Raw genomic sequence first — 23,007 nt, forward strand, 5'->3', positions numbered from 1 at the left:
CCTCAACATCCAATTCGTGGCACCCAGCTGCTGACGGTCTGCCAACCCGGCAGGTGTCAATCTTCTCAGACCTTCATGAGTCAGTTCCCGCTCGCTGGGAGCCGACAGTTGCCTTCACTCGGAAAATCTCTCGCGGGATCATCCCGCTAATCAGTCACTAGCTTGCAAGCGAAAGATCGGGTATGATTTAATCATATTAAGTGGAGGTAGACATGGCCGCGAAAGCAATTTCGGTAACGCTCGGTGAGATGGCATCGCATGCTGAACGACATCTGGCTTCCGGTCGATATGCCTCGATGAGTGAAGTGATGCGGGCAGGCCTGCGCGCGCTAGATCGTGAAGAGGCGGTGCTGGATGAACTGATCCGGGTTCGCGTTGCGGAGGCTTTGGCCGACCCTCGTCCCCCAATGGCGCTCGACAAGGCCTTCGCTCAGGTACGTGCTTCCGTCGCCAAAGCATGACCTACGACGTCCAATTGTCGGCATTGGCGATCGAAGATCTGATCACACTTCACCAATGGGTAAGCGCGGAAACTGACCTGCCCACTGCAAACGGCTACCTTGCCAGGATCGAAGAGCGCATTGCCGGGTTGGCTGATTTTCCTCACCGCGGATCCCCTCGCGACGACTTGATTGCAGGTCTGAGGACACTCACATTCGAACGTCGCGTGTTGATCGCATATACCGTTGACATGGCTATCGTCACCGTACAGCGAATTATCAGCGGCTCCCGCGATTTGGTCGCGGCCCTGCACAACTCTTGAGGTCTACGGCTCTCATCGCCGTAAGTGGTTCAGCTCCCGACCCTATCCGGTCGCTCAGCCATTGATATTTCGTTCACAGCTGCGGACTGTCCGTAATCAGCGGATTGCTACACACGCGGCACAACCAATCCGAACACATCGTCGGCGTTTAGTGCCGTTTGTGAGAAGCCAGCTCGACACAAAGGTAACCCACATTCTGAAACGTCGCCGATCCACTCTATTGCGAATCGTTGTCATTTGCATTAGCGGGCGCGACGGCAGTCGGGCTCGTTGTGGCGGCAAACGATTTCCCTGCCAAGAAGTGAAGTAATCAGACAGGGGAAATGATGAGGACTAAATTCGCCGTTCGGAGCAAGATGTGCCTTCGCAATCTGCACGTGATACTTGCCGCAACAGTAGCAATTACGGCACCAGGTATCGCGGCCGCCCAACAGTCGTCAGTTGATGCCATGACCAACGACGACACTGGCGGAGGCCGGGACATCACAGTCACCGGCGAGCGCCCCGACACTGATCCCACGATCACCGAAGGTAGCAACAGCTATGCCGTCCGCGCCGTCAACATCGGCAAATCGCTTCAAACGTTGCGAGAGACGCCGCAGTCCGTAACGGTGATGACCCGGGCGCGGATCGAAGACCAGAACCTGCTTACCGTCGAAAGCGTGATGCAGCAGATGACCGGCGTTACCGTCGATAGGGCGTGGCTTTCCTCGACCTATACATCTCGGGGGCTCACCATTTCGAACTACCGCGTGGACGGAGGCGCAAGTTCACAATCCAGCACAACGACAGGCGATCTCGACACTGCGATCTTCGATTCAATTGCCCTGATACGCGGCGCCGACGGCCTGTTCGGGGCCGGCGAGGCTGGCGGTGTCATCAACTTCACGCGTAAGCGCGCACTTGCCGACACCCAGGCCCGCGCAACAATGACATTCGGCAGCTGGGACCATGCCCGTATCGATGGCGACATCACCGGTGCACTCACCAGCGATGGCAACCTGCGGGCACGTCTCGTCGGCGTCTATATCCAAAACCTGCCATTTTTTACGAGAGTCTTTCAGCAGTCACCTGGGCACGCCGTCTCGGCAGTCAAAACAGGATCGTCATAAAACCGTCATATTAGGGCGTAGACTCATTACCCTTGGCACCAGAGACGTGCGCAAATGAGCTTGATGGCCGCGAGATAGTTGGCAGCGTCCTTGTCATATCGCGTGGCGATGCCCCTGAACTGCTTGATCCGATTGAAGAAGCGCTCGACGAGATTACGCTGGCGGTAGAGCCATGACGAGAAGCCGAAGCGCTGCTTACGGTTGGAGCGGTTGGGAATGTTGGCCCAGATGTTTCGGGCCGCCGCCGCCTCGCGAATGGCGGTGCTGTCATAGCCTTTGCCGCCGAGCAGGGTAGCGCCCTCGGGGATGGCCTCTATCAGCGCTTCAGCTTCGCACGCATCATGGACCTGCCCACCCGTCAGTCGCAGGCCGACAGGACGCCCATAAGCGTCGACAAGAGCGTGGAGTTTGGTCGTAAGACCGCCCCGGGAACGTCCCATGCCATGATCGCTGCATCCCCCTTTTTGCCCGTCGCACCGTGCTGGTGGACGCGCATGCAAGTAGAATCGATCATCACCAACTCGCCGTTGAAACCGGCGGAAACCGCCGCCAACAATCGGTCCCACACTCCGGCCTTTCGCCAGCGGATGAACCGGTTGTAGCAGGTCGTCGATGGACCATAGCGCTCCGGGACCTCTGCCCACGGCGCACCAGAACGGAAACGCCAGAGTATTCCGTTCAGCACCCGGCGGTCATCGACGCGGGGCACTCCACGCGGCTTGTTGGGCAGCAACGGCTCGATGATGAGCCATTCCTTGTCCGTCAGTTCATATCGCCGCCGTGTCATACGCCCTCCGTTTCCGAAGGCCGCCTGAATCACGCCAAGGCCAACAACTCAACCCGGTTTATGAGTTCACGCCCTAGTTCCACGATATCCTCCGAGAAATCTCGAGCCGGTGCGCCCAGATTATGAAATCACCACTATCTTGGAATGTCGGCTTTCAGGGGCAGACACAACGCCGATGATAGACTGGCATGGGTCGAGACTGTAAAACGCGCTTTCATTACGGCTGTCAGATGACTTCTCTCCTGGCATCCGTAATTGCAAAGACCAGTAGATTCTTACAATCGACGATAAATGGAAACTAGCCCGTCAGGCTCTTGGCAAATGCCTGCCAGGCAGGCGCGGCATTAAGCAGAATCCGCAGCGCTTGCGTCGCGACAAAGAACCCACCGCCCCATAGCGTCGCGGGATGCAGCTTGCCGCGCGATCGAATGTCGTAGATCACCAGGGCGGTAAGAAGGACATCGGTCAAGACGATGCCACCGATCGCGGGAGCGAGGCCGATATGGGTAAAGCGCGTGATCCGTGCGAGTGGCGTCGTTAATATCGCCGCTGTCCCGAGCAGCATCAATCTCTTGTGCCAGGCAGCACGCTTGCGCAGCATCAGGGCCGTACCAACGAGTACCGCAAAGGTGAAGATCGCGCCGAGCGGGAAAATCAGGGGTGGGCCTTGAGGCGGAAGATGATTGGCTGCGGCAACTTGCTTGGTGATGATCGCTGTCGCGACGCCCAGCGGCACCATCACCAGGCCCAGCGCCGATGCTACAACCCCGACGATTCTGTGAATGTCGGCGCGCCCGGCGGCTATCAGTCCGGTTTGCGTTAAATAGAGCAAGATCCAGCCCGTGAAGGCCAAACCGTGGAGGTGCAACAACGTGGACATCGGCTTGGCGCCGAACATGGGCGCCAGGTAATAGCTTGGCGCGAAGCCAACAAACGTGGCTATCGCGATGACGCACGCCATCGTAGCGAAGAATCGTCGTTCATCCGTAAGGTGTGTCGGAGCCCATTTCGTCAGTGCTACCATGTTTTCCTCCGGTATTACGGGAGAGATCTGCACGCCTTGACAGACGGTCGCAGCTGTAATCTCGAAATATGAGCGCCATATCAATACGATGCTACTGCATTGAAAAGTAATTAATCTCAGATTCGATCTATTATATCAGATTGACCGAATTTTCGGCATAGCATCCGACGGCGACTTGCAATTTGCCCTGTCGTTCGATCAAATCACTGAGGCTGGCGATCCGCTGGTTACATCAGGGGCACAGCGGCAGCTATTTCTGGATAGTACTCTGAAACCTTCTATTCCGCTTGCGGAGATCTTGCGCAGTGCATGGCATAGAAGCGGACGTGCCGATCGCGATAGTATTCCCGCGCCTACAGCACATCACTCGCGCGCGCCTCGGGATTACTTCGGAAATGGTTGCCAAGGAAATTAGCGGTATAGTCGATCTTAAGAGATTTTTATATGGGCGTTCATTCCATGTTGGAGCATAACTGCCATATCCGTGTTCCCAGACCTATCCGTTACTTGATTGGTAAGGCAACTATATCCACCGCGTGCCCGGGAGTCGGTGAAACAGGCCCCCGCTGCGGCTCTCTTCTGGCTGCTGAGGTGGGGGGCCATGCGGCTCGACCCATATCACAGGGTTGTGGTCAAAAGTGCGTAGTAGAAGGCGGTGGGTATGTGCTCAGGCCTTATGAGGCGCGGCGACTTGCAGGGGATCGCCGCGCCGTCCTGCGTACACTTGTGACCGGATTGTCCTGTAATTTCATGATATTGGAAACGCTTCGGCGCGTTTACTGTAATCCGAAAGGAGATTCGGTATGCGCCAGGGTAATTGTACATTGACCAAGGCTGAGATGGTTGCCGCCATCCAGCGGGACGTTGGATTGTCAGCCTCAGGCGCTTTGGCAATAGCCGAAGGAATTCTTGCGCAAATGGCTGAAGCGCTGGAGCGAGGCGAGAGCGTCAAGATCATGCAATTCGGCACATTCGCACTCCTCGACAAGCGTGCTCGGATCGGTCGTAATCCCCGGAGCGGCGAAGCGCACACCGTCTCGGCGCGCAGGGTTGTCACCTTTCGTCCCAGCGAGGCGTTGAAGAGCCGTGTCGCTCGGCCGCTGCCAAACGCCGCCGACAAATAAGGGGCGGCTCAATCGCCTCTTTCGGATAACCGGCATTCGCTGCGGCGAACTCTTCTGCTCTCGCGCGTTACATCAATGACATAGCGAGAGGAGAAGAAAATGACGTCGACCACCGAACGTGCGCGAATGCACGACGATTTGAAGAACGTCGGCCTTCGCGCTCAGGCCACCGCCGCCGGGCTGGTCCAGCTCTGCAGGGAACTCACCGCCGCCGGCGTATTGGACCAGGCTGCCGTCGATCGCGTGAAGCATGCGATAGCCGACGAGATCGCGCTGACGGCACCTCGGCCAATTCCGCGTGCAAGTTTCCGCGAAGAGGTTTGCGAGCGGCTGGACGCCCTGTTCGCCGGTGATCAAAAGGTTGGGCCCGCCGAGCGGCTGTCGTTCGCCACGCAGGATGAGCGATGATATTGCTTGGCGTATCGGCGCGGACACAGCTCAATCATAACTGCGGCGCAGTTGCGCCAGTCCGGCGCCATCGTTGGTACGGGGGCGGTTTCTTGTGTTCGCCGTTTGCAGGCCTGCACCGGTGTGATCTCGAATGTCGCACTGGCGGGCGTAAACGCACCGGCCGATTAGAGCGCGGCAGTGGAGCGCTGCCCCCCCCCGCATCGGCTCGCCAGTAAGCATTGATTGCTGAGAGCTCGGGCGCAGGGGATGGCGGCCGAGGAGGATCCAGTGAAACAATGGGAGGGGGATGCCGGTGACGAAAGTTGTCGTATTCAGCGCAAGATCAATAGTGTACCGTGCATTTGCGACCCGAAGGGCTCTGCAGCCCTTACAAAACTGGCCCGGTCCTCTCTGAGTGCCGGGCCTTCTTGCCCTATCAGTCGGCCGGTGCCTTTTCTGTAGCCCCCTGATCTGGCCCGGGGCGCTGAAGCACTTTCGTGCTCGCACCCACGATCGCCATGCCGAGAAGAAAGATGACGATCATTCCGCCGACAAGGTACCGCAGGTTCTTGGGCTTGCCGCCTTCGTGACCACCGGCGGGCGTAATGGTATCTTGGTCGCGATGGGGCAAGGGAATCTCCGTGGCAATGAGGTGCGGTTCGGGGGAAGTGGCCCGACCGCTTACCGATGAGAGCGATTGCCGGGCGACAGGTGCAGGAACACCCGTTTACTCAAAGAGACGGACTGAAAATTCGTTCCACGGATGACAGCGTGGAACGTTTGCCGCACGAAATCTACAAATCGCTTACTGGGACTGCGGCAAGGAAACGGCCTATCATCCGGGCCTTACGCTGGCGAGCAATGTTGAAGTCTATCTGTGCGATTTGCAGTCGCCCTGGTAGCGCGGCTCCAACGAAAACACCAATCGTGTGCTGCGGCAGTATTTTCCTATAGGAACCGATCTGCGGCTGTCCAGCCAAGCCAAGCCGAGTGCCGTTGCATCGCAACTCGGCGAATGACCAAGGAAAACGCTCGAATACCAAACGCCCGCGAAGCGCCTTAAAGCTTGTGTTGCCTCCACCCGTTGAACTCACCGCCGAGTGCGATCATTCACGCTTTGCATAAGGTGCACCGCAGTCTCCATCCAGTTGGCGAAGGAAAGCCGCTGCTTGCTCGAGGGTGGCTTGCTGATCTGCTTTTGATTGCCGATCCCAAGTGCGGTAGGGCATGGCCAGCCGATAGTTTGCGCCCAGCTTATCACGATGACGGGCGAGGAAGTTCCAGTACAGGGCGTTGAACGGGCATGCATCTTCGCCAATCCGCTCTTTGACGTTGTAGCGGCAAGTACCGCAGTAGTCCGACATTCTGTTGATGTATGCGCCTGATGAAACATAAGGCTTTGATCCAAGCAGCCCGCCATCGCCAAACTGGCTCATGCCCAGCGTGTTGGGCAATTCCACCCACTCATAGGCGTCGAGATAGATTTCGAGATACCACAGATGCACTTGCTTGGGATCGGCGCCGATCAGCAGTGCGAAATTTCCCGTTACCATCAGCCGCTGAATATGATGCGCGTGCGCCGTCGCGAGCGTTTGCCCGATCGTTTCCGACAGACAATGCATCTGGGTGTCGCCGGTCCAGTACCAGTCCGGAAGCGCCCGGTCATGTTCCAGGAAATTGCGATCGACATAGCCGGGGCCTTCACGCCAATAGATGCCGCGCATGTACTCGCGCCATCCGATGATCTGGCGGATATAGCCTTCGACCGAATTGAGCGGGGCACGGCCCTTGCGATATTCGGCTTCAGCGCGGCGGCACAAGTCGAGCGGGTCGAGCAGTCCCGAGTTGATGTAAGGCGACAGGATCGAGTGCCACAAGAAGCGCTCGCCGGTCAGCATCGCGTCTTCATAGTCGCCGAATTGCGGCAGTGCGTTTGCGAAAAAGCTGGCGGCCTGGCGTTCGGCGTCTGCGGCGGTCACAGCATAATTGAAACTGTCCAGATCGCCCGGATGATCGGAAAACCGGTCTTCAACCATTGCGATGACATCGCGCGTGATCGCGTCAGGCGTAAAGCCAAGCGGACGCGGCATGAGCAGGTCGGCCTGCGCGGGCTTGCGATTGTCCTTGTCGAAATTCCAGCGCCCGCCAGCCGGTTTGCCATCGTCCATCAACAGCCCGGTCTTCCTGCGCATTTCGCGATAGAAGAACTCCATCGTCAGTTCGCGCCGGTCGCTTGCCCATGTATCGAATTCGCCGTGCGAGCACACAAATCGCGTGTCCTTGCGGATCTCGACCGGCACGCCGAACAGCGTTTCCCAGCTATCCAGCATGGCGGTGACGCGCCATTCTCCCGCCTCGGTGACGAGGATCCGTTCAGTGTCATGCCGCTGGATCGCCCGAGCGACCTCGCCTGTAAAACTGCCGCTGTTTTCAGGATCATTCAGCCGCAGATAGTCTACGCGCCATCCTGCTTCCTCTAGAGCCTGGGCATGATGGCGCATCGCTGAGAGAATGTAGGCCAGCTTGGTCTTGTGATGGCGAACGTAGGTCGTCTCATCGGCGACTTCCATCATCAGCACGACGGCATCGCCGGGGTTAGCCCCGCGCAGCGACGACAGACCGAGCGACAACTGGTCACCCAACACGGGAATGAGCGTGGTCATGGCCGCTCCGTCTCCCCTACCCCGCGGCAGCGATCCGAGCAGAACTTGACCTTGTCCCAGTCACGCGCCCATTTTTTTCGCCACGCGAACGGCCGCTGGCAGGAAGGGCATATCTTGGTCGGCAAAGTCAGCTTGTGGTGCGCCATGTCGTCTCAACGCACCAGATGCAGGTTGGAGGCAAATTAAGACTGACCAGCTCGTCGTTCCGGTCATTCTCGGGGTGCCATTTGAGATATCAGACTGGGGGCACGCAGGCATCGGAAGTCAGCGGCATCGGACGAGGTGATGCCGCTGGCGACCTTTTCAGGGGATTAGCCGATCGGCGCGCAGACGCTCGAACAGGGCGAAGAACGCATCGTCGGTGGGCTGATAGGCGGTGAAGCCCAAACGCCGGCTCCTGGTCATATCGGCCACGACCTCGATCGGCCGGCCCAGATCGGCGTCTGTATGCCATGGCGAGGCCAAGCGCGCGAGATCGGGCTCTGTGAGGCCCTCGCGAACAGCAATCTCACGCCACAACCCTGCATCATCCGCCATCTGCTGCTCCAACGGCCAAACTTTGCCGTCGAACGGTGCAGCCTCGATGCCGAACCAGTCGGCGATGCGGCTCCACATCCACTGCCAGCGGAAGATGTCGCCGTTAACGACGTTGAACGCCTGATCCTGCGCCGCATTCGTCTCTGCCGCCCATAGCAAGTGGCGCGCGAGTTGCGTGGCATCGGTCATGTCCGTGAGCCCTGACCATTGCGCAGCAGAGCCCGGGAAAGCGAAGAGCCGTCCGGTCTCACGGCATAGCGTCGCGTAAACGGCTAGCGTCGTGCCCATGTTCATCGCGTTGCCGACAGCCAGCCCGATTACAGTGTGCGGGCGATGGACGCTCCAGGTAAAGCCGTCGCGCGCAGCTGCCGCGAACACCTCGTCTTCCTGGGCGTAGTAGAAATTTTCGACGTCGAGGCGGCCCTGTTCCTCGCGAAACGGTGTCTGTGGCAGAACACCTTTGCCATAAGCCTCGAACGGCCCGAGGTAATGCTTCAGCCCTGTAACCAGCGCGACGTGACGGGAACCGCCGGGTTTGGGCAAACCATTCAGCAGATTACGCACCATCGCTGAATTGACGCGGATATTCTCCGCCTCGCTGTCCTGCCTCAGCCACGTGGTGATGAACACCGCGTCCGGGTCGATGCCGTGCAGTGCCTGCGCGGTGGCGAGCGGATCCTGCAGATCGACGGCAATCGGATGTACCCCGGATTGAGCATTGGGCCGCCGCGCCAGGCCATGGACGGTCCAACCCTGTTCGGTCAGAAGCCGCGCTGTTGCACTGCCGACTATGCCGCTCGCGCCTACCACCAATGCCGTCTTCGCCATGTGTATCTCCTTGTTGCGTGGGACCTAGGCATTGGCGCCTCCATCTTCTAGACGGCACCATTCACTGACCCAGGCACCAAAAGGTAACCACATGCAGCCCGGAACGCCGGACGATGAATGGCGGGAGGATTGCGCACCCCGCCGCGTGCTGGAGCTTTTCGCAACGAAGTGGACCAGCATGGTCCTTCACACTCTCCACGCCCGTCACGGCGGAACTGCGCGCACCGGCGTGCTTCTGCGCAGCCTGCCTGGGATCTCCAAGAAGATGCTGACCCAGACGGTGAGGGACATGGAGGCCAGCGGCCTGCTGGCCCGGCATGTGCAGAGCGCGATACCGCCGATGGTGGAATATAGCCTCACCGATCTTGGCCGCAGGTTCGTCGAGCCGGTCGAACTTCTGTATGGGTGGGGCCGCGACAATACCGATGCTCTGGATCAACTCGTCCCGCGCCCGAGTTCACGCCGATCCTGAAAAATGTGGCCGCCGTTGCAACGCTCGGGTGTTTGATAATCTCGATGACCGCTTGCATCCGGCGCGGCTTGCAGCTTTCACGGAAAAGCTCCTCGACCGATATCGTCAGGCCCTGCGCTCCCCAATGACGCTCGACCTGTGCGCCAGGGCGCTCTATTTGCGAGGCCATGCTGCATGTCGTCCATCATCCCGGTTACGCGGTCGAGACCGAGCGCACGGGCACTTTTCCGCATGACAAATATGCGCTGGTCATGCGGTTGCTGGGCGAAAGCGGCGTGCCGATGACGGTCCATGCGCCCGAAGTCATGCCGCGAGAATGGCTCGAAGCTGTCCACGACCCGGCCTATGTCGCGCAAGTCATTGGTTGCGCGGTGCCGGCGGCCAAGCAGCGCCGGATCGGTTTCGCGATCGACGAGCGGATTTCCCGGCGATCGCAGCTTTCGTCCGGGGGAACGTGGCTGGCGGCGAAGCTGGCGCTAAAGCACGGATATGCGGCAAATTCCGCTGGCGGCAGCCATCACGCCCTCGCCGATACCGGGGCGGGCTATTGCGTCTTCAACGACTTGGCGCTTGCCGCCAACAGACTGATCGAAGAGGGGGACGTATCGCGCATCCTGATCCTTGATCTCGATGTGCACCAGGGCGATGGCACTGCGGCGCTGACCGCAGGGCGCAGCGACATCTTCACGCTGTCCATTCATGCCGAGAAGAATTTCCCCACCCGCAAGGCGCGTTCTTCACTGGATGTCGGACTACCCGACGCAACGGGCGATGCCGGCTATCTGGAAGCTCTGGCCGGATCGCTTCCCATGGTCCTCGATCGGTTCGTGCCGGACCTGATCTTGCTGCAGGCAGGCGTCGATGCCCATGCGGACGACAAGCTTGGCCGGCTGTCCCTGACCGACGAAGGCCTCGCGAGCCGCGACCGCTATGTGGCGACAGAGGCGAAGCGGCGCGGCATTCCCTTGGCAAGCACCCTGGGCGGTGGGTACGGCGCGGACCGCGAAGCCGTGGCCTTGCGACACGCGCGAACGATCCTCACCCTTTCCGCCACCATCGCGGCGAGAGACGTCGACTGATTGCGCGGGTTTACCGGGCCGCCTTCCTCTCGGCATCGAGCCGCTCGGCCAGCTTTTCGATCTCGTCGGGATTGAGAACCCAAGTGCGCGTTTTGCGGCCTTCGCGGAACACGGGCTGCGTCAGAAGGATGCGCGCCTGCTCCTTGGCAAAAGGCTTGAAGAGCGCGAAGTGCATAACGCATTCGAGCATCAATCCGATTACCGGCGTCTTGCCATCCAGATCGATAAGCGTTGCCGGCTGGTCCCAGGGGATGTTCATCATGGAGCGCGCCTATCGCGGATTATCAAGAATACAAAGGTTCAGTACCTTCGCCCGCACTACCGCAGCATGCCCCGACCTCCTGACGTCAGTCCCGTAGGCCGATTGCTTTGTACCATCCGCAGCGCGATGGGCGTAAAGATCAACAAGGCAGGGCTACACTTCCGGAACGGGACAGGCCGCAGCTTGGGATAAGCAATTGGCACCTGAACGTCCCGTATGGATCGGTCCACATGGCTAGCGAGACGCCGTTAAGAAGTCGGGAACGGCGGGGATTGGTAGATAAGCGGCGGGACGTGCGCACCGGGCGTTCCGATCACTAGATGCTCATAAATTGCCGCAGCGATCGTACTGCGGCCCAATGTCTCAGTGGCCAATTGTAGAAGCAGGAGTGAAGCAAGGCCCAGCCACCACGCGGGATGCACCTTCCCGTAGCGCCGCTTGTCCCGCACGATGCCCGCCACCGGAAATGCGATCATGCCAATGAAGACTGCCGTCAGCATCGAATACATCAGCAACGGGGCGGGCAGCAGCCTTCCAAATGAAGGGCCCATGATAGCTGCCATGCCGCATATGATCAGGCGTGGATGCCACTCGCGATCGCGCCGCTTCACCACGCCACCGATCAAAAGAGACGCGAACAGCATCACGCTAAGCGGGTTCATCAATAAAAACTGCGCCGGCAGGAAGAAGAAGGGTACGGCCGCCTTTTGAACGCTCAATACCGTTGACAGGGTCCCGACGACCACCATGGCCACAGCCCAGCCAACGGCCAGCCACCCTAATTTGCGATGAAGCCTGATCGATCCGGTTGCGGCGAGGGACACTTGCGAGACAAACAGCAGAACCCAACCCATGAATAAAATTGCGTGGAGATGCACAGAAAAGGGAGCGCGAAAGGACGATATGCCCATTGCAGCAAAGAACGAAAACGCGCTGACATTAATGAGCGCCATGACGATGGCCGTGATTGCAAAGAAGCGCGTCTCCGCCGCGAAGAACTGCCGATTTGCAATCGCTGTACCCATTGCGCCCCGCCCCCGCAGCTTGCCCCTCACTCACGGCCCCATATTACGACATTCCTTCCCAGGCGTCGAGCAGTTGCCGCGGCTTGCTGAGCGGCAGCCAGGACGCTCCGAGCGTCAAGAGCGTGTCACCCCGCCCACGCTTGGCCACCGGCAGCGCAGCTAGGTCTTCCCCCGTCATCGTGTCGTACCCTGCATCAGGAGACTTGCCCTCGCCTGCCGCTGATGCCCTGGAGAAGCGCGCCATCGAGTCAGCGATAAAGAAGCCAGCGTGGAGCGGGGAATGAGGCCAGCGAAAGGCCGTACGGCTACATTCATCGCGCGCGAGCCTCGTTCCATGCCCTTGCGCTGAAGCGACAATACCAAACTCGGAACCGATTTGTACCCTCGGCATTTTGCGGTTCGGAAAATGCCACATACTCCACGCCATCAAACAGTGATACGACACCACAAAGACGGCTTATGACCACGGAACATGCCTCTACTCGATCAACCCAGATCGTCACCGCCGCCGACGCGGAGAATGAGCCGAGCAATGCGGACCAACAGGCTCAATGGGCGACCCGCGTGATGCAGGCGTACCGAGCGTCGCTTATGAATGTTCACCGGCAACTTGCTCCCTTGCGCAGCTGACGATTGGGCTTAGCGCACCAAGTGGCAGCCCTCCCATAATGCTCGCATCTCGAAGAGTCTTGTCGGGTCCGCGATGACGGGGTTGTCGCTCGGCGGAGGGAGGTTCCGGAACGGCTAAATCATTCCGGGTTGCATTCATTCAAAGCCCGCGTGCAACCGTTGCCGGTTCGCCGAGTTGACCGCAGCACAAAGAGCAATGTGAGGTGCCGATCCCAATCCGTCGCACACGACCACCGTAGTCGAGACTCGCCGCAGTTCCGGAGCGAGTGTTGTCATCGCAATCGCCGTGCTTCTCGCCGTGATTGCAGGCGTTTTCTTCGTGAGCCAACTCACTGGCAGCGAGACTGCGAAGAACAACGCGATCACGAACGCCGCCGACAGCGTGAGCAATGCCGCGGACAAAGCCGGCGACGCCGCTGAAGGCGCAAACAAGTGACACTGCGGGCGATCCGGCGGGCCGTGGCAAGGAACGATCGGTAGCGGCCTGTGTTTTTCGCCACCACTACAATCTCGATGTCGGGCAGCGGTGTTGAGCGTCACTAATTTTGTGCTAGTTGCCGCCGCCACTGTTGTGTGGGGCGATTCGATGTGTGGGTCTCTTCCACCGAGGCACACGGCGGCGTAGCCGGCGGGTTCAATTCCCGCCCACCGCCCTTCCCTTTCGCGGGACGATGTGAGAGGATTTCTCACATCGCTCTCCAGCCATGACGCCGTCTCGCTTCGGATTGGCCTTCATGGCGGACGTCGCGCAAAGAACCATTGCAGACGAGCCAGCCTCGGGATCGAGCCATTCCGAGCGCGATCATCATTGGAATCTTCCGCAGGGCGCTGAGCGAGGTTCTCCGGCGCTGGTTTCAGAACCGCGAAGAAGCCTTCGGGCGGGTCGAGGGCTGTCAAGCGTGAGCGGACTTCCCTGATGCGCATCGTCACCTGGTCGCAGAAGAACGGGCAGTCTGGCAGATTTTCGGGCCATTTCGGGCTGGAGAGCCGGCATAGATAGTAGATTTGGGCCTCTGACAGGTAGGCTGGGGTGAGGATTGGCGGTGGTATGTTGGCACCGAGGCATCCGCAGGCAATCCACCGGTGACCGCTTCTGGCCTGTTGAATGAGGATGATGCTGGCCTGCTCGTCCGCGACAGTCCCGCTGTCGATATACCACCGTACGAGCGCGGCTCGCAGTTCCAGTTGCAGTGGAATGCGGCTGGCGCCTCTTCCATCGATTTCACGATCGACGAGCCACATTACCGTCCTTTCCCCACCCCGAGCAAAGAAATCCATTTCGTGCTCGAAATCGTGGCACTCCGGCGGATTAGTGCGGAGATTTTTCCTCGTGCGGTGCGCGTGAAGGCCTCGCGCGCAGATTTGGTGGCCGAAGGAGGCCATTGATCCCGGGATCATTGAGGTCCCGCCTCGATTGGGCACGGTGCCATCCATACACGGCAATTAACCATTAAAATTCTGTAATCGGGCTCGACCGTCATATTTGAAATCATTCTGCACGGTCGGGGTAGTGACAGGCCGCACCCGCCTCGGTCAGTCCAGGGTAAGCCAGCGCAAAGGCTTGCTGCACTTCAAGCGGCACATCGCCTGGATGGCGCAGAACATCGGCCAGCGAGGCACCGCAGATCACCAGCAAATCCAGCAGGGTAGCGCGCCGGCGAAACAAACGTGCGAAGTTGATCCGCTCGAGTTCGTCCCGCGCCTGCTCGCGCGCTTTGGCACCGGCGAGTGCAAGCCGCTGCCCCATCGCATCGAAATCCGACTGTGTCAGCGCAAACGAATCCACCGCGCCAGACATAGTGGCGACGGTGCCGACGATCATGCTGCCGGTTGCTGCCCCAATCCGACCGAGTGTGCCGCGGTGAATGGTGGGCAGCAATACCCAGGCGATGCAGCCGATCGTGCCATTTTGATCGGCCAGCAGCACACCCCCGCCAGCCTTGCGGGCAGCCGCCATGCCTTCAGATACGTCCTGCGCTGTTCAATCGACGCCTGGTAATTCTCCGAGCAAGGCAGCGATGGCAGCGACATCCTCTTTCCTGGGTGTTCTGATGGTGAGAGCCGCTGGTGGTGGGGCTCGCTCCCCTGGGACTGCGCAGGCCCTTTTTGCGGGCCGCCACGAGCGTGCTTTTCCAATCGGGCTTTGGGCGGTCTGGGGCTGCGAGGGAGGTCGGGCTGCTTTGTGTTCCGGATTCGGCGCGCCGGCCGGTCTTCGCTGCGCTCGGCATGGGCGCCACCGCGCCGGGTTGACCCCTCCTTCTCCGTATCATCGTGATCGCGGACTGCTTTGGGTGATCTGGGCGCGTCGGGCGCCGCTTTTGCCGAGGCTTTCCAGCTGTCGAGCGCGCCCGTGCGAAGAAAGGCTTCGATCTCGTCAGGCAGAGCCGTCAGGCCGCCGGTCCCTACACCCATGACCGGTTTGCCCGTAGCGTCGCTGAGGCCGCCCCCCCGAAGTCTCCGACGCCAGGTTTGCGCCGCCGGGATTTCAGCAGCTTGAACCCGCGATGTTGCGCCATCTCGCGCAGAGAAACGGCGGAATCAGGCTCCTCACTCACGGGCGCGTCGCCCCGCTATCGCAATTCGGGAACGATCCTGCGTACCGCGTGCATCCGTGCTTCGTCGGGGCATGGCCCATGACGAACGCTCCGGTAGAGCCTTTCATCTCATTTTCTTGCGTGCGAGTCTTTGCAGCAAGAAGGCGCCCAGGAGCATCGTCAGGACCGCGGCGGTCACGGGGATGGCAGGTCGTAACGCCATCTTCGTATACGGGCTGACGCGAATGCCTTTTTCATGTGACGAGCGAGCATCACTGTCTGCGGCGGGTGCCGAGAGATTTATCGACCATGCCGGCGGTCTCGGACAGCAGGCGTATCCTTTGTCTCAAAAACCCATCAGCGCGGGAAGAATTGTCATTCCTGACAACGGGTGATCGCGGGCCATCGTCAGCCGGCATATGAAGGAGACGTTCGATGTGGCTCAAAGGTCTACCGGATCGGGTAAGGGTGCGGTGCTCAAAGATTGAGCTGTCGCCTTTCGATTTCCGCCAACACGGCCTCCTCGACATCGGTGAGATTGTCCAAGTCTTCCGCCGCGTCCCAGGCGGCGGCCAGCTGCTCGTCGGTCATGCCGGTTACGACCTCGTTGGCGGTTACGGCATCGACCTGCGGATGCTGTTCGTCCTCTTCTTCGGTCATGTCTCTCTCCTTCGCGGAAACGCCCTCAAAGGGAGATGCCGATGGTGCGGCAAACGTTCCACGCTGCTGAACATGGAACGAATTTTCAGTCCGTCGCTTCGAGCAAGCAGGTGTTCCTGCACCTGTGGCCCGGCAATCGCTCTCATCGGTAAGCGGTCGGGCCACTTACCCCAGGACCGCCCCCATCGCGACCAAGAGACCATTACGCCCGCCGGCGGTCACGAGGGCGGCAAGCCGAAGAATTTTCGGTACATTGTCGGCGGAATAATCGTCATCTTTCTTCTCGGCATCGCGATCGTGGGTGCGAGCACGAAGGTGCTTCAGCGCCCCGGGCCAGATCAAGGGGCTACAGAAAAGGCACCGGCCGACTGATAGGGCAAGAAGGCCCGGCACTCAGAGAGGACCGGGCCAGTTTTGTAAGGGCTGCAGAGCCCTTCGGGTCGCAAACGCACGGTACACTATTGATCTTGCGCTGAATATGACAACTTTGGTCACCGGCATCCCGCTCCCATTGTTTCGCTGGACACTCCTCGGCCGCCATTCCGTGCGCCCGATTGCTCTTCTGGCGGAACATTGCGCCGCAGTCACCGCAGTCGCCGCTCACGCGGCCAGCGGTGTCGGCCCCGTCCAACAAATATCTGCACGGGGCTGGCATCGGCGTTTCACAGCTGGCTCGCACACATTGCGGCATGCCTGCGTTCAGCGATTGGTCGTCTTCGCGAAGGGTGTAGGCCTCAGGCACCAGTCCGCTCCGCCGCCGTTCGGTCTGGAAGCGCGCTCGACACTGAGGATGACCGTCGTGCCGGTGATCGGCGCGCTGGTCATCGCGGCCGGGGTCGCATTGGTATTTATGCTGGCGGTGCGCGCGCCGGAAGGACGGCCGGATCACGCGGGCGGAATTCGATGACGGCCTCCTGGCTTTGGGTTTAGATGAGCAGGTGAAATGCGACGAGCGGTTTGTCGCAAATGCGACAGAGCAATTGCCGTCATGCGCAATCGGCCGTAAGGGCGCCGTGCCGAAACAAAAGGACCGCTAAAAGCGACAAGATAATAGCTATGATCACTAATACACGCGACAGAGTTAAGTCCTTGGAAGAAGCACTTCTTCACCTTGAGGGTGCGCATTACGCACTTCACGATATGGTTGCTTTTGTACTTTCGAAGGTTTCCGCTATCGAAGTCGAGGAACTGGCGATCCGCCTTGGCGATCAGGTTTCCGTTCATGCCGACAAGATCGGAGAGATTCGTCTGGCGGGTTACATCGAAGAGGTCGCTTCGGTGACAGATGAGGTCGAGCACAATCGGGTCGAAGCTCGAGGCCTGCTCGCGCGGTTCGCGGGTGCACGGCGGTCCCGCATCGTCACAAAGTAGCATGGCGTTGATGTGAACTCTCCGTCGATGCGAAATGCGAGCTGGTCGTTGTCGATGGCGAGAGCGAGCGCCCCGGGCTTGGCCCAGATCTCGTGCGGGCTCAGGAAGAAGCTCTCGCCCATGTCGGCGAGGATCATCGTCTCACCGATCGTCTCGGCCATGCCCGTAGCGGCGGCGCCGGGCACCATGTTGCCGATCCACTCGCGCTTGGTGACGTCCGAGCCGCCGATGAGGTCGAACGGGGTGCGGCAGCGCCATTCCAACCCGTATTCGGTCGCCTCCTGGTAGAAGGTCTCTTCCAGGTCGAAGAGCGCCTGCTGCGAGGCAAGGTCCAGCGTCGTGAACGGGCAGTGCCAAGTGCCGCCGGTCGCGATGATGCGGCACACGAGACGATCGCCGGGCTCCGGCAGTTTAATTTCCCGCCCCCCACTTGAGGCATCAGAAATTAAACGCGGGTCGGCCACCGAGTTGAACCCGTTGTCGTGGCAGGCGGAACCTCTAACTTCATAGGCGGTCTGCTCCCAGTCGACGACGCCGTAATGCCCGCCGGTCTGGTAGTGCTCGCGCTGCGCAGTAAACGCGCGCGGTCTGCAACTGCGAAAGCGCCATCGCCTGTTGTGCTCGCGCCGATGACGGTGCCCGACACCACGCCGGGCATCACGCTGCGAACGCTGCTCTTCAAGCTCTCATGGCTCGGCGAGGCGGAGTACGAGGACACCTTCGCGCCACTCACCTACAAGCTGGGCACGTCGGTGCCGAACTATTGCTGCTTCGATCCGGCGGTGACGACGTGGCGGCAGAACCGGACCTATCTCGGCTTCCTGGGGCGGGCGCCATTCGCGCGGGGCAGCGTGAAGCTGAGGACGATGGCGATGTAGTTGCAGATCAGGTCACTGATCTAAGATCAGTCCAGCACGGGAGCGACGCGTGCTCGCAGGGTGGCGCTCGGGTTAAAGGTGACGACGCGCCTCGCGGCTACAACCGCCTCCTTGCCAGTCTTCGGGTTGCGTCCGACGCGCGGCCCCTTATCGTTCAGCAGGAACGTGCCGAAGCCGGCTATCTTCACGTTCTCGCCACGTTCGAGAGCGGCGGCGATTTCCTCAATGATCGCATCGACCATGCGATCCGCTCCGGCGAAGGAAATCCCGACGCTTTTCTTGATCGCCTCGGCGATTGCGGCGCGAGTGAGGCTCTTGGACACTTGATGCACTGAAATCTCCCTTTGTCGCGACGATAACGCACCAGCGGATCGATTGCATACCGCTAACAAACGACTTTTTCCGAAAGGGAGATGGGTGCGTCGGTCCCCTGCAAGCCGCCGCACCCGGCCGGCTCGGTAGCGATAGGCCGGTAGGGATCAACGCACTTGTGAACAGAGGGCCGCGATGTGCGGCCGGTCCATCAATATCATTCGTTTGCAGCTCGGCGCCCATGGGTGGCCGCCGGGGCGGGCGCGGCGGTGTCCTCCAACCGCCGCGCTCGCTTGACCGCCGACAGCAGCTGGTGGCTTTCAGCTATCGACTTAGTAGGCGCCTCCCCTGACAGCCGACCGGTTCACCATGGACCAACGCTAGGCGGATCATATGGGTAGTAATCGGGATGTTGCGGGGAGAAGGTTTACTCGTCCTCGGAACTGCTAGCCGGAGATTATGGCCAATTCCGTCAGTTTTCGTGCAGGGCTGCGTCTACCATAGTTGCGCCTTCTGGCCATGTGCAGAGGCGCCGCCCTGCCTCATTTCCTCGGTGGGGGTTCGGATCGCGCTCAACATTGCCTTCGTCTTCGGCAAGAATCTCTCCCACATCGGCCGCCCTTCGAACTGTGTGTTCCCGGGCAGGCCATCATGGCTTTAGAGCGCGCGCGCAATGCGTTGCAGTATAGGCTTGGTCACTGATCCAAACCAGCAAAAGCATCGGACTCGCACAGTGTGATGAATTCTTCTCCGATCGTGGGAATGTCGATGCGCCAATTGGAGAAAGCCACAAACTTCTACCACTGCGGCGGGGCAATTGGCGTCCCTTCAATCCCCACATAGAGTTGCGCAACAGTTGTACGTGCGAGAAAGCCGAAATGCTGGCCAATCTTCACGACCATGCCGACCGGGCAATCCACGTGCGATGAACAAACCACACTATCCCAATCCACCATCAGCCGAAATTGCACGACTGCAAGATGCTCGAAATTGTTCTGGACAGCCGGCCGTTCCCAAAAGCCACCTTCGTCGGCCGGTGTGAGCGAAATAAATCGACGACCGCCGTCTTCAAAAAAACAACGCTGGGCCAAGCGTATTCCCGATTGCTAATTTACCAGGCAGAACCTCCGGCTGCTTGAATGTGAGAAGCGTATCTGCAGGCACCATAACCATCGAGTTTATCCCTTTCGCTTCAGTCTACCGTCCTTACAAACTTCCACTTGAGCTGATCTCGCGGCATCGTCTTGGCTCGATCATGCCAGTCGAACGCTTCCATGACCGCGCACTGCATGTCCTTCGGATCGGCGGGCTCGATGACAACAGCGCGCGTCTCTGCGTCGGTCGTCGTCACCGCGACGTAAGCGCCGCCCTCGGTCTGGTGGACCTCCATCCGTATTTCGAATCCCTGCCGCGTCGGAAACTCGCCCTTTGCGATGACTGTGCCAGTGAACTTGACTGTCCGCCCGCGGCGCTGGGTGATCTTGGTCGGCTGCATTTCCACGGTCGTTACGTTCCTGGGTTTCCCTCGGTAGGGTTTAATTTCTGCGGCCTCGTTTGAGGCGATCAGGAACATCATGCCGCCCTCCTGGGCGATTCCCACTTAGACCAGTTGTCCAGCTTCACCTTGACCCATGCAGGCCCGCGTTTGCGCCGGCAGGGCCTCTCGGGATCATTGAGCATCAGCCCTTCTCCCCCGACAGCCCACACGCGCTGCACCATGTCGTGAACGTCCGATTCGGTGAAGGCCCATTCGTCCTCGACCACCTGAACGGCGGTGGGGTCGTCTCCGCTCCGGCTTCCCGGCCGCCAATCCCAGGAGAGCGCCGGATCGTCGCGCACCGCGGCCGCCAGCTCCTGCAGCCAGGCCTTTCGCTCATGCAGTGGCCGATTGCAGTCGCCCGCGGGCCATTCCTCCTCCGTCAGCACGTCGAAGAGGTGGAGGCGGCCTTTATCCCCTCCCCTGCGCCGTCCGCTCTCGAACCAGCGTTTCGTTGCGTACAGCGTCGCGTCGACCACGATTTCGCCGTGGAGGAAGAGCGGCACGCCCGCGACGCGCTGCATCAAGCCAAGCTGGTGCACGACCTGATCGGCGCCGTTGAGCGGCTGGCCATTGCGAGACCACAGGCGCGGCTTGCCGTCGAGGCCGCGGAAGCGGAGCGCGCGCCACCCGTCCCACTTCCGTTCGACCATAATTCCCCCGATGGGGGTGGTGCCGTTCCAGTCGCCGACGAGCTGGCATAGGCCGCTATTCTACAACACCCCGACGCTCCGTTTGTCGCACCAAGAGTGCAACAGAACGGACAAACGCTTGCGCGGCGCCGCCATCTTTGTGGATAAAAATCACCCGATTTGGGCGGGGTGAATACAGGGTTCCGATTCTCCGGAGGGGTGCCGACAGATGAACCATCATCAAATGCGTGTTTCCGCCGAATGCTCTTGCGGAAACACGTTCAACATTGAGGACATGCTTTGCGCTGGCGGTGTGAGCTTCTTTGCCTGCCCCAGCTGCGGCACGAAGGGCTCGGTTAGCGAAAAGGAGATTGCATCCTTGGCGAGAGCTAAGGCGGTGTCCGTGCCTGCCATGACGTTCAAGTAGCGGGAACTGCGTCCTGCCTGCCGATGACGAGATGCAGTGCATCGTCTCTCGCTCCTCCCGCCTTCTAAAATTCCCCCGCTCCCCCGCGCGTTTGCGCTGGTGAGGGGTACGTTTTAACCGACGGGGGCACCGAACGACAGAACAGCGTTGGTGTCGCTGACAGCCTCGCACCTCGCTTGCCTGCTCGACGGGATCGACTGGTGGAACCCGCAGTATTCCTGGCGTCTGCAGAACGCTGGATAGGGGCGCCGTTTTCTTCTCCAGCGGAGCATTTTGCGCTTCATTCGAACGAGTTTCTGTGATTCCATCGCGGTCATGGAAGCCGCCGTTTCGCCCCTTCCTGACGATATCGAAGCGCTCAAGGCGCTGCTGGCGAGTGCGACCCAGCGGGCCAATGAGGCCGAAGCCAAGCTCGCCAATGCCCATGCCCGGGGGAGTGCCACCGGGGCGGTGATCGCGCACCTCAAGCTGCAGATCGCCAAGCTCAGACGCGAGCAGTACGGCGCGAGCGCTAAGCGCACCCGCCGCCTGCTAAAACGGATGGAACTGCAGCTCGAAGAGCTTGAGGACGATGCGGCTGAGGACAGTCTTGCTGCCGAAGTCGCGGCCGAGAAGACGGCGACCGTCACCGCCTTCGAGCGTAAGCGGCCGGGCAGAATGCCGTTTCCCGAGCTTCTGCTTCGCGAGAGGATTGTGGTGCCGGCACCGTGCTCTTGCCCGGCTTGCGGCGGGAGCCGGCTGTCCAAGCTTGGCGAGGATGTCAGCGAGACGCTTGAAGTGATCCCGCGCGCTCGGAATGTCGTCCAGGCCGTGCGCGAGAACTTCTCCTGCCGGGACTGCGAGACGATCACGCAGCCGCCCACGCCCTTCCACGTCGTGCCGCGTGGCTGGGCTGCCCCGAGCTTCCTCGCCATGCTGCTGTTCGAGAAGTACGGCCAGTACTAACCCCTCAACCGCAAGGCGGAGCGTTTCGCCCGCGAGGGCGTACCGCTGAGCACCTCGACGCTCGCCGACCAGGTTGGTGCCGCCGCCTTCGCGCTGCTGCCGCTCTACCGCCTCATCGAGGCACACGTCCTCGCCGCCAAGCGATTGCATGGCGACGATACGACCGTGCCGGTCATGGCCAAGGTGAAGACCGATACCGCCAGCCTACGGGTTTACGTGCGGGATGATCGACCATTCGCCGGCGCCGATCCGCCCGCGGCGCTGTTCCACTATTCGCGCGATAGGCGCGGCGAACGTCCAAGGGCGCATCTCGCATCCTGGTCAGGGATCCTGCAGGCCGATGCCTATGGCGGTTACGGCGAGCTATGCCCCCGGTCGCTTGCCTGCGCCTGTTCATGAGGCCGGCTGCTTTGCTCACGCGAGACGCAAGTTCTTCGAACTGGCCGACGTCGCCAGCGCAGCCCGCAAAAAGAGCCGCGGCGATCATGCCGGCATGATCTACCCGATCGCGCTAGAAGCCGTGCAGCGGATCGATGCGCTGTTCGATGTCGAGCGCGGCATCAATGGCCAGGACGCCGACGAGCGTCTCGCCGTACGCCGCGAGTTGAGCGGGCCCCTAATGGCTGAGCTCCACGCTTGGCTGACCAGCCAGCTCACCAGGCTGTCGCGCAACCACGATCTCGCCAAAGCCATCAATTACATGCTGCGACGTTGGGATACCTTCGCCCACTTCCTCACCGACGGGAAGGTCTGTATGACCAACAACGCGGCAGAACGTGCGCTGCGTGCCACTAGGCCGCAAGGCCTGGCTGTTCTGCGGATCCGATCGCGGCGGCCAGCGCGCGGCGGTCCTCTACACCCTGATCCAGACTGCTCACCTCAACGACGTTGATCCGCAGGCTTGGCTCGCGGATGTGCTCACCCGCATCGCCGAGCATCCGGCCCGCCAACTCGACGAACTGCTGCCCTGGAAATGGCTGCCCGCACGCCGCTCCATCACCACTTGATCAGAGCT

The 23,007-nt window shown here is 60.5% G+C and carries 25 protein-coding genes and 3 pseudogenes; 12 read left to right on the forward strand and 16 right to left on the reverse strand.

The window, feature by feature from the left end:
* The first annotated feature begins 212 nt into the window (after positions 1-212).
* From BES08_RS28380 to BES08_RS28390, 3 genes are all read left to right on the forward strand, one after another.
* Positions 213-461: a ribbon-helix-helix domain-containing protein gene (locus BES08_RS28380; protein WP_008829273.1), complete on the forward strand. Its 249-nt coding sequence runs from the start codon at positions 213-215 to the stop codon at positions 459-461.
* Positions 458-763 (forward strand): type II toxin-antitoxin system RelE/ParE family toxin, encoded by a 306-nt coding sequence (locus tag BES08_RS28385; RefSeq protein WP_069710045.1) that lies wholly within the window; start codon positions 458-460, stop codon positions 761-763. The genes BES08_RS28380 and BES08_RS28385 overlap by 4 nt, the downstream gene beginning before the upstream one ends.
* A gap of 449 nt (positions 764-1,212) precedes the next feature.
* Positions 1,213-1,875 (forward strand): TonB-dependent siderophore receptor, encoded by a 663-nt coding sequence (locus BES08_RS28390; RefSeq protein WP_069710046.1) that lies wholly within the window; start codon positions 1,213-1,215, stop codon positions 1,873-1,875.
* 26 nt (positions 1,876-1,901) lie between these two features.
* Here BES08_RS28390 and BES08_RS32350 read toward each other — a convergent pair.
* A protein-coding gene (locus BES08_RS32350; RefSeq protein ID WP_156800067.1) for an IS5 family transposase occupies positions 1,902-2,662 on the reverse strand; the annotation gives its coding sequence in 2 pieces (ribosomal slippage) (positions 1,902-2,329 and positions 2,329-2,662; 762 coding nt in all).
* A gap of 298 nt (positions 2,663-2,960) precedes the next feature.
* Positions 2,961-3,686, reverse strand: coding sequence for a hypothetical protein (locus BES08_RS28400; protein WP_156800031.1), 726 nt, complete (start codon positions 3,684-3,686; stop codon positions 2,961-2,963).
* A gap of 803 nt (positions 3,687-4,489) precedes the next feature.
* On the opposite strand from BES08_RS28400, the gene BES08_RS28405 reads away from it, so the two are divergent.
* Both BES08_RS28405 and BES08_RS28410 read left to right on the forward strand, forming a co-directional pair.
* Complete coding sequence (locus BES08_RS28405) at positions 4,490-4,810, forward strand: integration host factor subunit alpha (RefSeq protein ID WP_008833229.1); 321 nt, start codon at positions 4,490-4,492, stop codon at positions 4,808-4,810.
* A gap of 99 nt (positions 4,811-4,909) precedes the next feature.
* Positions 4,910-5,218: a hypothetical protein gene (locus tag BES08_RS28410; RefSeq protein WP_069710049.1), complete on the forward strand. Its 309-nt coding sequence runs from the start codon at positions 4,910-4,912 to the stop codon at positions 5,216-5,218.
* Between the two features lie 418 nt (positions 5,219-5,636).
* Here the strand turns inward: BES08_RS28410 and BES08_RS28415 are convergent, their stop codons facing one another.
* Positions 5,637-5,831, reverse strand: coding sequence for a hypothetical protein (locus BES08_RS28415; RefSeq protein ID WP_069710050.1), 195 nt, complete (start codon positions 5,829-5,831; stop codon positions 5,637-5,639).
* A gap of 146 nt (positions 5,832-5,977) precedes the next feature.
* Here BES08_RS28415 and BES08_RS34360 point away from each other — a divergent pair.
* A pseudogene (locus BES08_RS34360) lies at positions 5,978-6,288 on the forward strand (IS30 family transposase); the annotation flags it as partial.
* Positions 6,289-6,306: 18 nt separating this feature from the next.
* On the opposite strand, the gene BES08_RS28420 reads toward BES08_RS34360, so the two are convergent.
* The 3 genes from BES08_RS28420 to BES08_RS28425 form a co-directional block, all read right to left on the reverse strand.
* Positions 6,307-7,863: a cryptochrome/photolyase family protein gene (locus BES08_RS28420; protein WP_069710051.1), complete on the reverse strand. Its 1,557-nt coding sequence runs from the start codon at positions 7,861-7,863 to the stop codon at positions 6,307-6,309.
* Positions 7,860-8,009, reverse strand: coding sequence for a DUF2256 domain-containing protein (locus BES08_RS32355; protein WP_083274896.1), 150 nt, complete (start codon positions 8,007-8,009; stop codon positions 7,860-7,862). Before BES08_RS32355 ends, BES08_RS28420 begins: the two co-directional genes overlap by 4 nt.
* Positions 8,010-8,166: 157 nt before the next feature.
* Complete coding sequence (locus BES08_RS28425) at positions 8,167-9,228, reverse strand: SDR family oxidoreductase (RefSeq protein ID WP_069710052.1); 1,062 nt, start codon at positions 9,226-9,228, stop codon at positions 8,167-8,169.
* A gap of 91 nt (positions 9,229-9,319) precedes the next feature.
* On the opposite strand from BES08_RS28425, the gene BES08_RS28430 reads away from it, so the two are divergent.
* Together BES08_RS28430 and BES08_RS28435 are read left to right on the forward strand one after the other, a co-directional pair.
* Entirely contained in the window at positions 9,320-9,700 is a 381-nt protein-coding gene (locus BES08_RS28430; protein WP_008829518.1) for a winged helix-turn-helix transcriptional regulator, read from the forward strand.
* Between the two features lie 167 nt (positions 9,701-9,867).
* The gene (locus BES08_RS28435; RefSeq protein ID WP_069710053.1) at positions 9,868-10,779 is read left to right on the forward strand and encodes a histone deacetylase family protein; all 912 of its coding nucleotides are present in this window, start codon (positions 9,868-9,870) and stop codon (positions 10,777-10,779) included.
* Between the two features lie 10 nt (positions 10,780-10,789).
* Here the strand turns inward: BES08_RS28435 and BES08_RS28440 are convergent, their stop codons facing one another.
* A complete protein-coding gene (locus BES08_RS28440; protein ID WP_069710054.1) occupies positions 10,790-11,041 on the reverse strand; it encodes a hypothetical protein in 252 nt (83 codons plus the stop codon).
* Positions 11,042-11,289: 248 nt separating this feature from the next.
* Positions 11,290-12,066 (reverse strand): hypothetical protein, encoded by a 777-nt coding sequence (locus tag BES08_RS28445; RefSeq protein ID WP_037518867.1) that lies wholly within the window; start codon positions 12,064-12,066, stop codon positions 11,290-11,292.
* Positions 12,067-12,982: 916 nt separating this feature from the next.
* Here BES08_RS28445 and BES08_RS34365 point away from each other — a divergent pair.
* The gene (locus BES08_RS34365) at positions 12,983-13,132 is read left to right on the forward strand and encodes a hypothetical protein (RefSeq protein ID WP_231958406.1); all 150 of its coding nucleotides are present in this window, start codon (positions 12,983-12,985) and stop codon (positions 13,130-13,132) included.
* 320 nt (positions 13,133-13,452) lie between these two features.
* On the opposite strand, the pseudogene BES08_RS34370 reads toward BES08_RS34365, so the two are convergent.
* Positions 13,453-13,893: pseudogene (locus tag BES08_RS34370) on the reverse strand (hypothetical protein); the annotation flags it as partial.
* On the opposite strand from BES08_RS34370, the gene BES08_RS33385 reads away from it, so the two are divergent.
* Positions 13,780-14,082 (forward strand): hypothetical protein, encoded by a 303-nt coding sequence (locus BES08_RS33385; protein WP_156800032.1) that lies wholly within the window; start codon positions 13,780-13,782, stop codon positions 14,080-14,082. The pseudogene BES08_RS34370 and the gene BES08_RS33385 sit on opposite strands and share 114 nt — an antisense overlap.
* A 103-nt stretch (positions 14,083-14,185) precedes the next feature.
* Here the strand turns inward: BES08_RS33385 and BES08_RS28465 are convergent, their stop codons facing one another.
* The 3 genes from BES08_RS28465 to BES08_RS28480 all read right to left on the reverse strand — a co-directional run bounded on the left by BES08_RS28465 (position 14,186) and on the right by BES08_RS28480 (position 17,647).
* Entirely contained in the window at positions 14,186-14,653 is a 468-nt protein-coding gene (locus BES08_RS28465; RefSeq protein ID WP_069710055.1) for a hypothetical protein, read from the reverse strand.
* A 1,054-nt stretch (positions 14,654-15,707) separates the two neighbouring features.
* Positions 15,708-15,890: a hypothetical protein gene (locus BES08_RS28470; protein ID WP_069710056.1), complete on the reverse strand. Its 183-nt coding sequence runs from the start codon at positions 15,888-15,890 to the stop codon at positions 15,708-15,710.
* 1,256 nt (positions 15,891-17,146) lie between these two features.
* Positions 17,147-17,647, reverse strand: coding sequence for a hypothetical protein (locus BES08_RS28480; RefSeq protein ID WP_069710058.1), 501 nt, complete (start codon positions 17,645-17,647; stop codon positions 17,147-17,149).
* Positions 17,648-17,800: 153 nt separating this feature from the next.
* Between BES08_RS28480 and BES08_RS28485 the strand changes: the two genes are divergently transcribed.
* On the forward strand, positions 17,801-18,139 hold the full coding sequence (locus BES08_RS28485) for a hypothetical protein (protein WP_197524515.1): 339 nt from the start codon (positions 17,801-17,803) through the stop codon (positions 18,137-18,139).
* A gap of 26 nt (positions 18,140-18,165) precedes the next feature.
* Here BES08_RS28485 and BES08_RS28490 read toward each other — a convergent pair whose 3' ends face one another.
* The 4 genes from BES08_RS28490 to BES08_RS28500 form a co-directional block, all read right to left on the reverse strand.
* Complete coding sequence (locus BES08_RS28490; protein WP_069710060.1) at positions 18,166-18,462, reverse strand: integration host factor subunit alpha; 297 nt, start codon at positions 18,460-18,462, stop codon at positions 18,166-18,168.
* A 786-nt stretch (positions 18,463-19,248) separates the two neighbouring features.
* Positions 19,249-19,542 carry a hypothetical protein gene (locus BES08_RS33395; protein WP_156800034.1) on the reverse strand — a complete coding sequence of 98 codons (294 nt, stop codon included), beginning with the start codon at positions 19,540-19,542 and terminating at the stop codon, positions 19,249-19,251.
* 101 nt (positions 19,543-19,643) lie between these two features.
* Entirely contained in the window at positions 19,644-20,027 is a 384-nt protein-coding gene (locus BES08_RS28495; RefSeq protein WP_008830154.1) for a hypothetical protein, read from the reverse strand.
* Positions 20,024-20,641: an ATP-dependent DNA ligase gene (locus BES08_RS28500; RefSeq protein ID WP_069710061.1), complete on the reverse strand. Its 618-nt coding sequence runs from the start codon at positions 20,639-20,641 to the stop codon at positions 20,024-20,026. The genes BES08_RS28495 and BES08_RS28500 overlap by 4 nt, the downstream gene beginning before the upstream one ends.
* A gap of 721 nt (positions 20,642-21,362) precedes the next feature.
* Between BES08_RS28500 and tnpC the strand changes: the two are divergent.
* Positions 21,363-22,999 (forward strand): annotated as a pseudogene (gene tnpC, locus BES08_RS28510) (IS66 family transposase).
* Positions 23,000-23,007: the final 8 nt, after the last annotated feature.

Origin of the sequence: Novosphingobium resinovorum (genome assembly GCF_001742225.1) — a bacterium.
Lineage (GTDB): Bacteria > Pseudomonadota > Alphaproteobacteria > Sphingomonadales > Sphingomonadaceae > Novosphingobium > Novosphingobium resinovorum_A.

Coding starts and splice junctions, on each gene's coding strand:
- BES08_RS32355 (WP_083274896.1), bottom strand. CDS start 8,009: ATGGCGCACCACAAGCTGACTTTGCCGACCAAGATATGCCCTTCCTGC.
- BES08_RS28385 (WP_069710045.1), top strand. CDS start 458: ATGACCTACGACGTCCAATTGTCGGCATTGGCGATCGAAGATCTGATC.
- BES08_RS28470 (WP_069710056.1), bottom strand. CDS start 15,890: ATGACCGAAGAAGAGGACGAACAGCATCCGCAGGTCGATGCCGTAACC.
- BES08_RS28465 (WP_069710055.1), bottom strand. CDS start 14,653: ATGGCGGCTGCCCGCAAGGCTGGCGGGGGTGTGCTGCTGGCCGATCAA.
- BES08_RS28440 (WP_069710054.1), bottom strand. CDS start 11,041: ATGATGAACATCCCCTGGGACCAGCCGGCAACGCTTATCGATCTGGAT.
- BES08_RS28390 (WP_069710046.1), top strand. CDS start 1,213: ATGACCAACGACGACACTGGCGGAGGCCGGGACATCACAGTCACCGGC.
- BES08_RS28485 (WP_197524515.1), top strand. CDS start 17,801: ATGCCCGCCGGTCTGGTAGTGCTCGCGCTGCGCAGTAAACGCGCGCGG.
- BES08_RS28380 (WP_008829273.1), top strand. CDS start 213: ATGGCCGCGAAAGCAATTTCGGTAACGCTCGGTGAGATGGCATCGCAT.
- BES08_RS28445 (WP_037518867.1), bottom strand. CDS start 12,066: ATGGGTACAGCGATTGCAAATCGGCAGTTCTTCGCGGCGGAGACGCGC.
- BES08_RS28495 (WP_008830154.1), bottom strand. CDS start 20,027: ATGATGTTCCTGATCGCCTCAAACGAGGCCGCAGAAATTAAACCCTAC.
- BES08_RS28400 (WP_156800031.1), bottom strand. CDS start 3,686: ATGGTAGCACTGACGAAATGGGCTCCGACACACCTTACGGATGAACGA.
- BES08_RS28405 (WP_008833229.1), top strand. CDS start 4,490: ATGCGCCAGGGTAATTGTACATTGACCAAGGCTGAGATGGTTGCCGCC.
- BES08_RS28435 (WP_069710053.1), top strand. CDS start 9,868: ATGCTGCATGTCGTCCATCATCCCGGTTACGCGGTCGAGACCGAGCGC.
- BES08_RS28500 (WP_069710061.1), bottom strand. CDS start 20,641: ATGGTCGAACGGAAGTGGGACGGGTGGCGCGCGCTCCGCTTCCGCGGC.
- BES08_RS28430 (WP_008829518.1), top strand. CDS start 9,320: ATGCAGCCCGGAACGCCGGACGATGAATGGCGGGAGGATTGCGCACCC.
- BES08_RS28410 (WP_069710049.1), top strand. CDS start 4,910: ATGACGTCGACCACCGAACGTGCGCGAATGCACGACGATTTGAAGAAC.
- BES08_RS28425 (WP_069710052.1), bottom strand. CDS start 9,228: ATGGCGAAGACGGCATTGGTGGTAGGCGCGAGCGGCATAGTCGGCAGT.
- BES08_RS28420 (WP_069710051.1), bottom strand. CDS start 7,863: ATGACCACGCTCATTCCCGTGTTGGGTGACCAGTTGTCGCTCGGTCTG.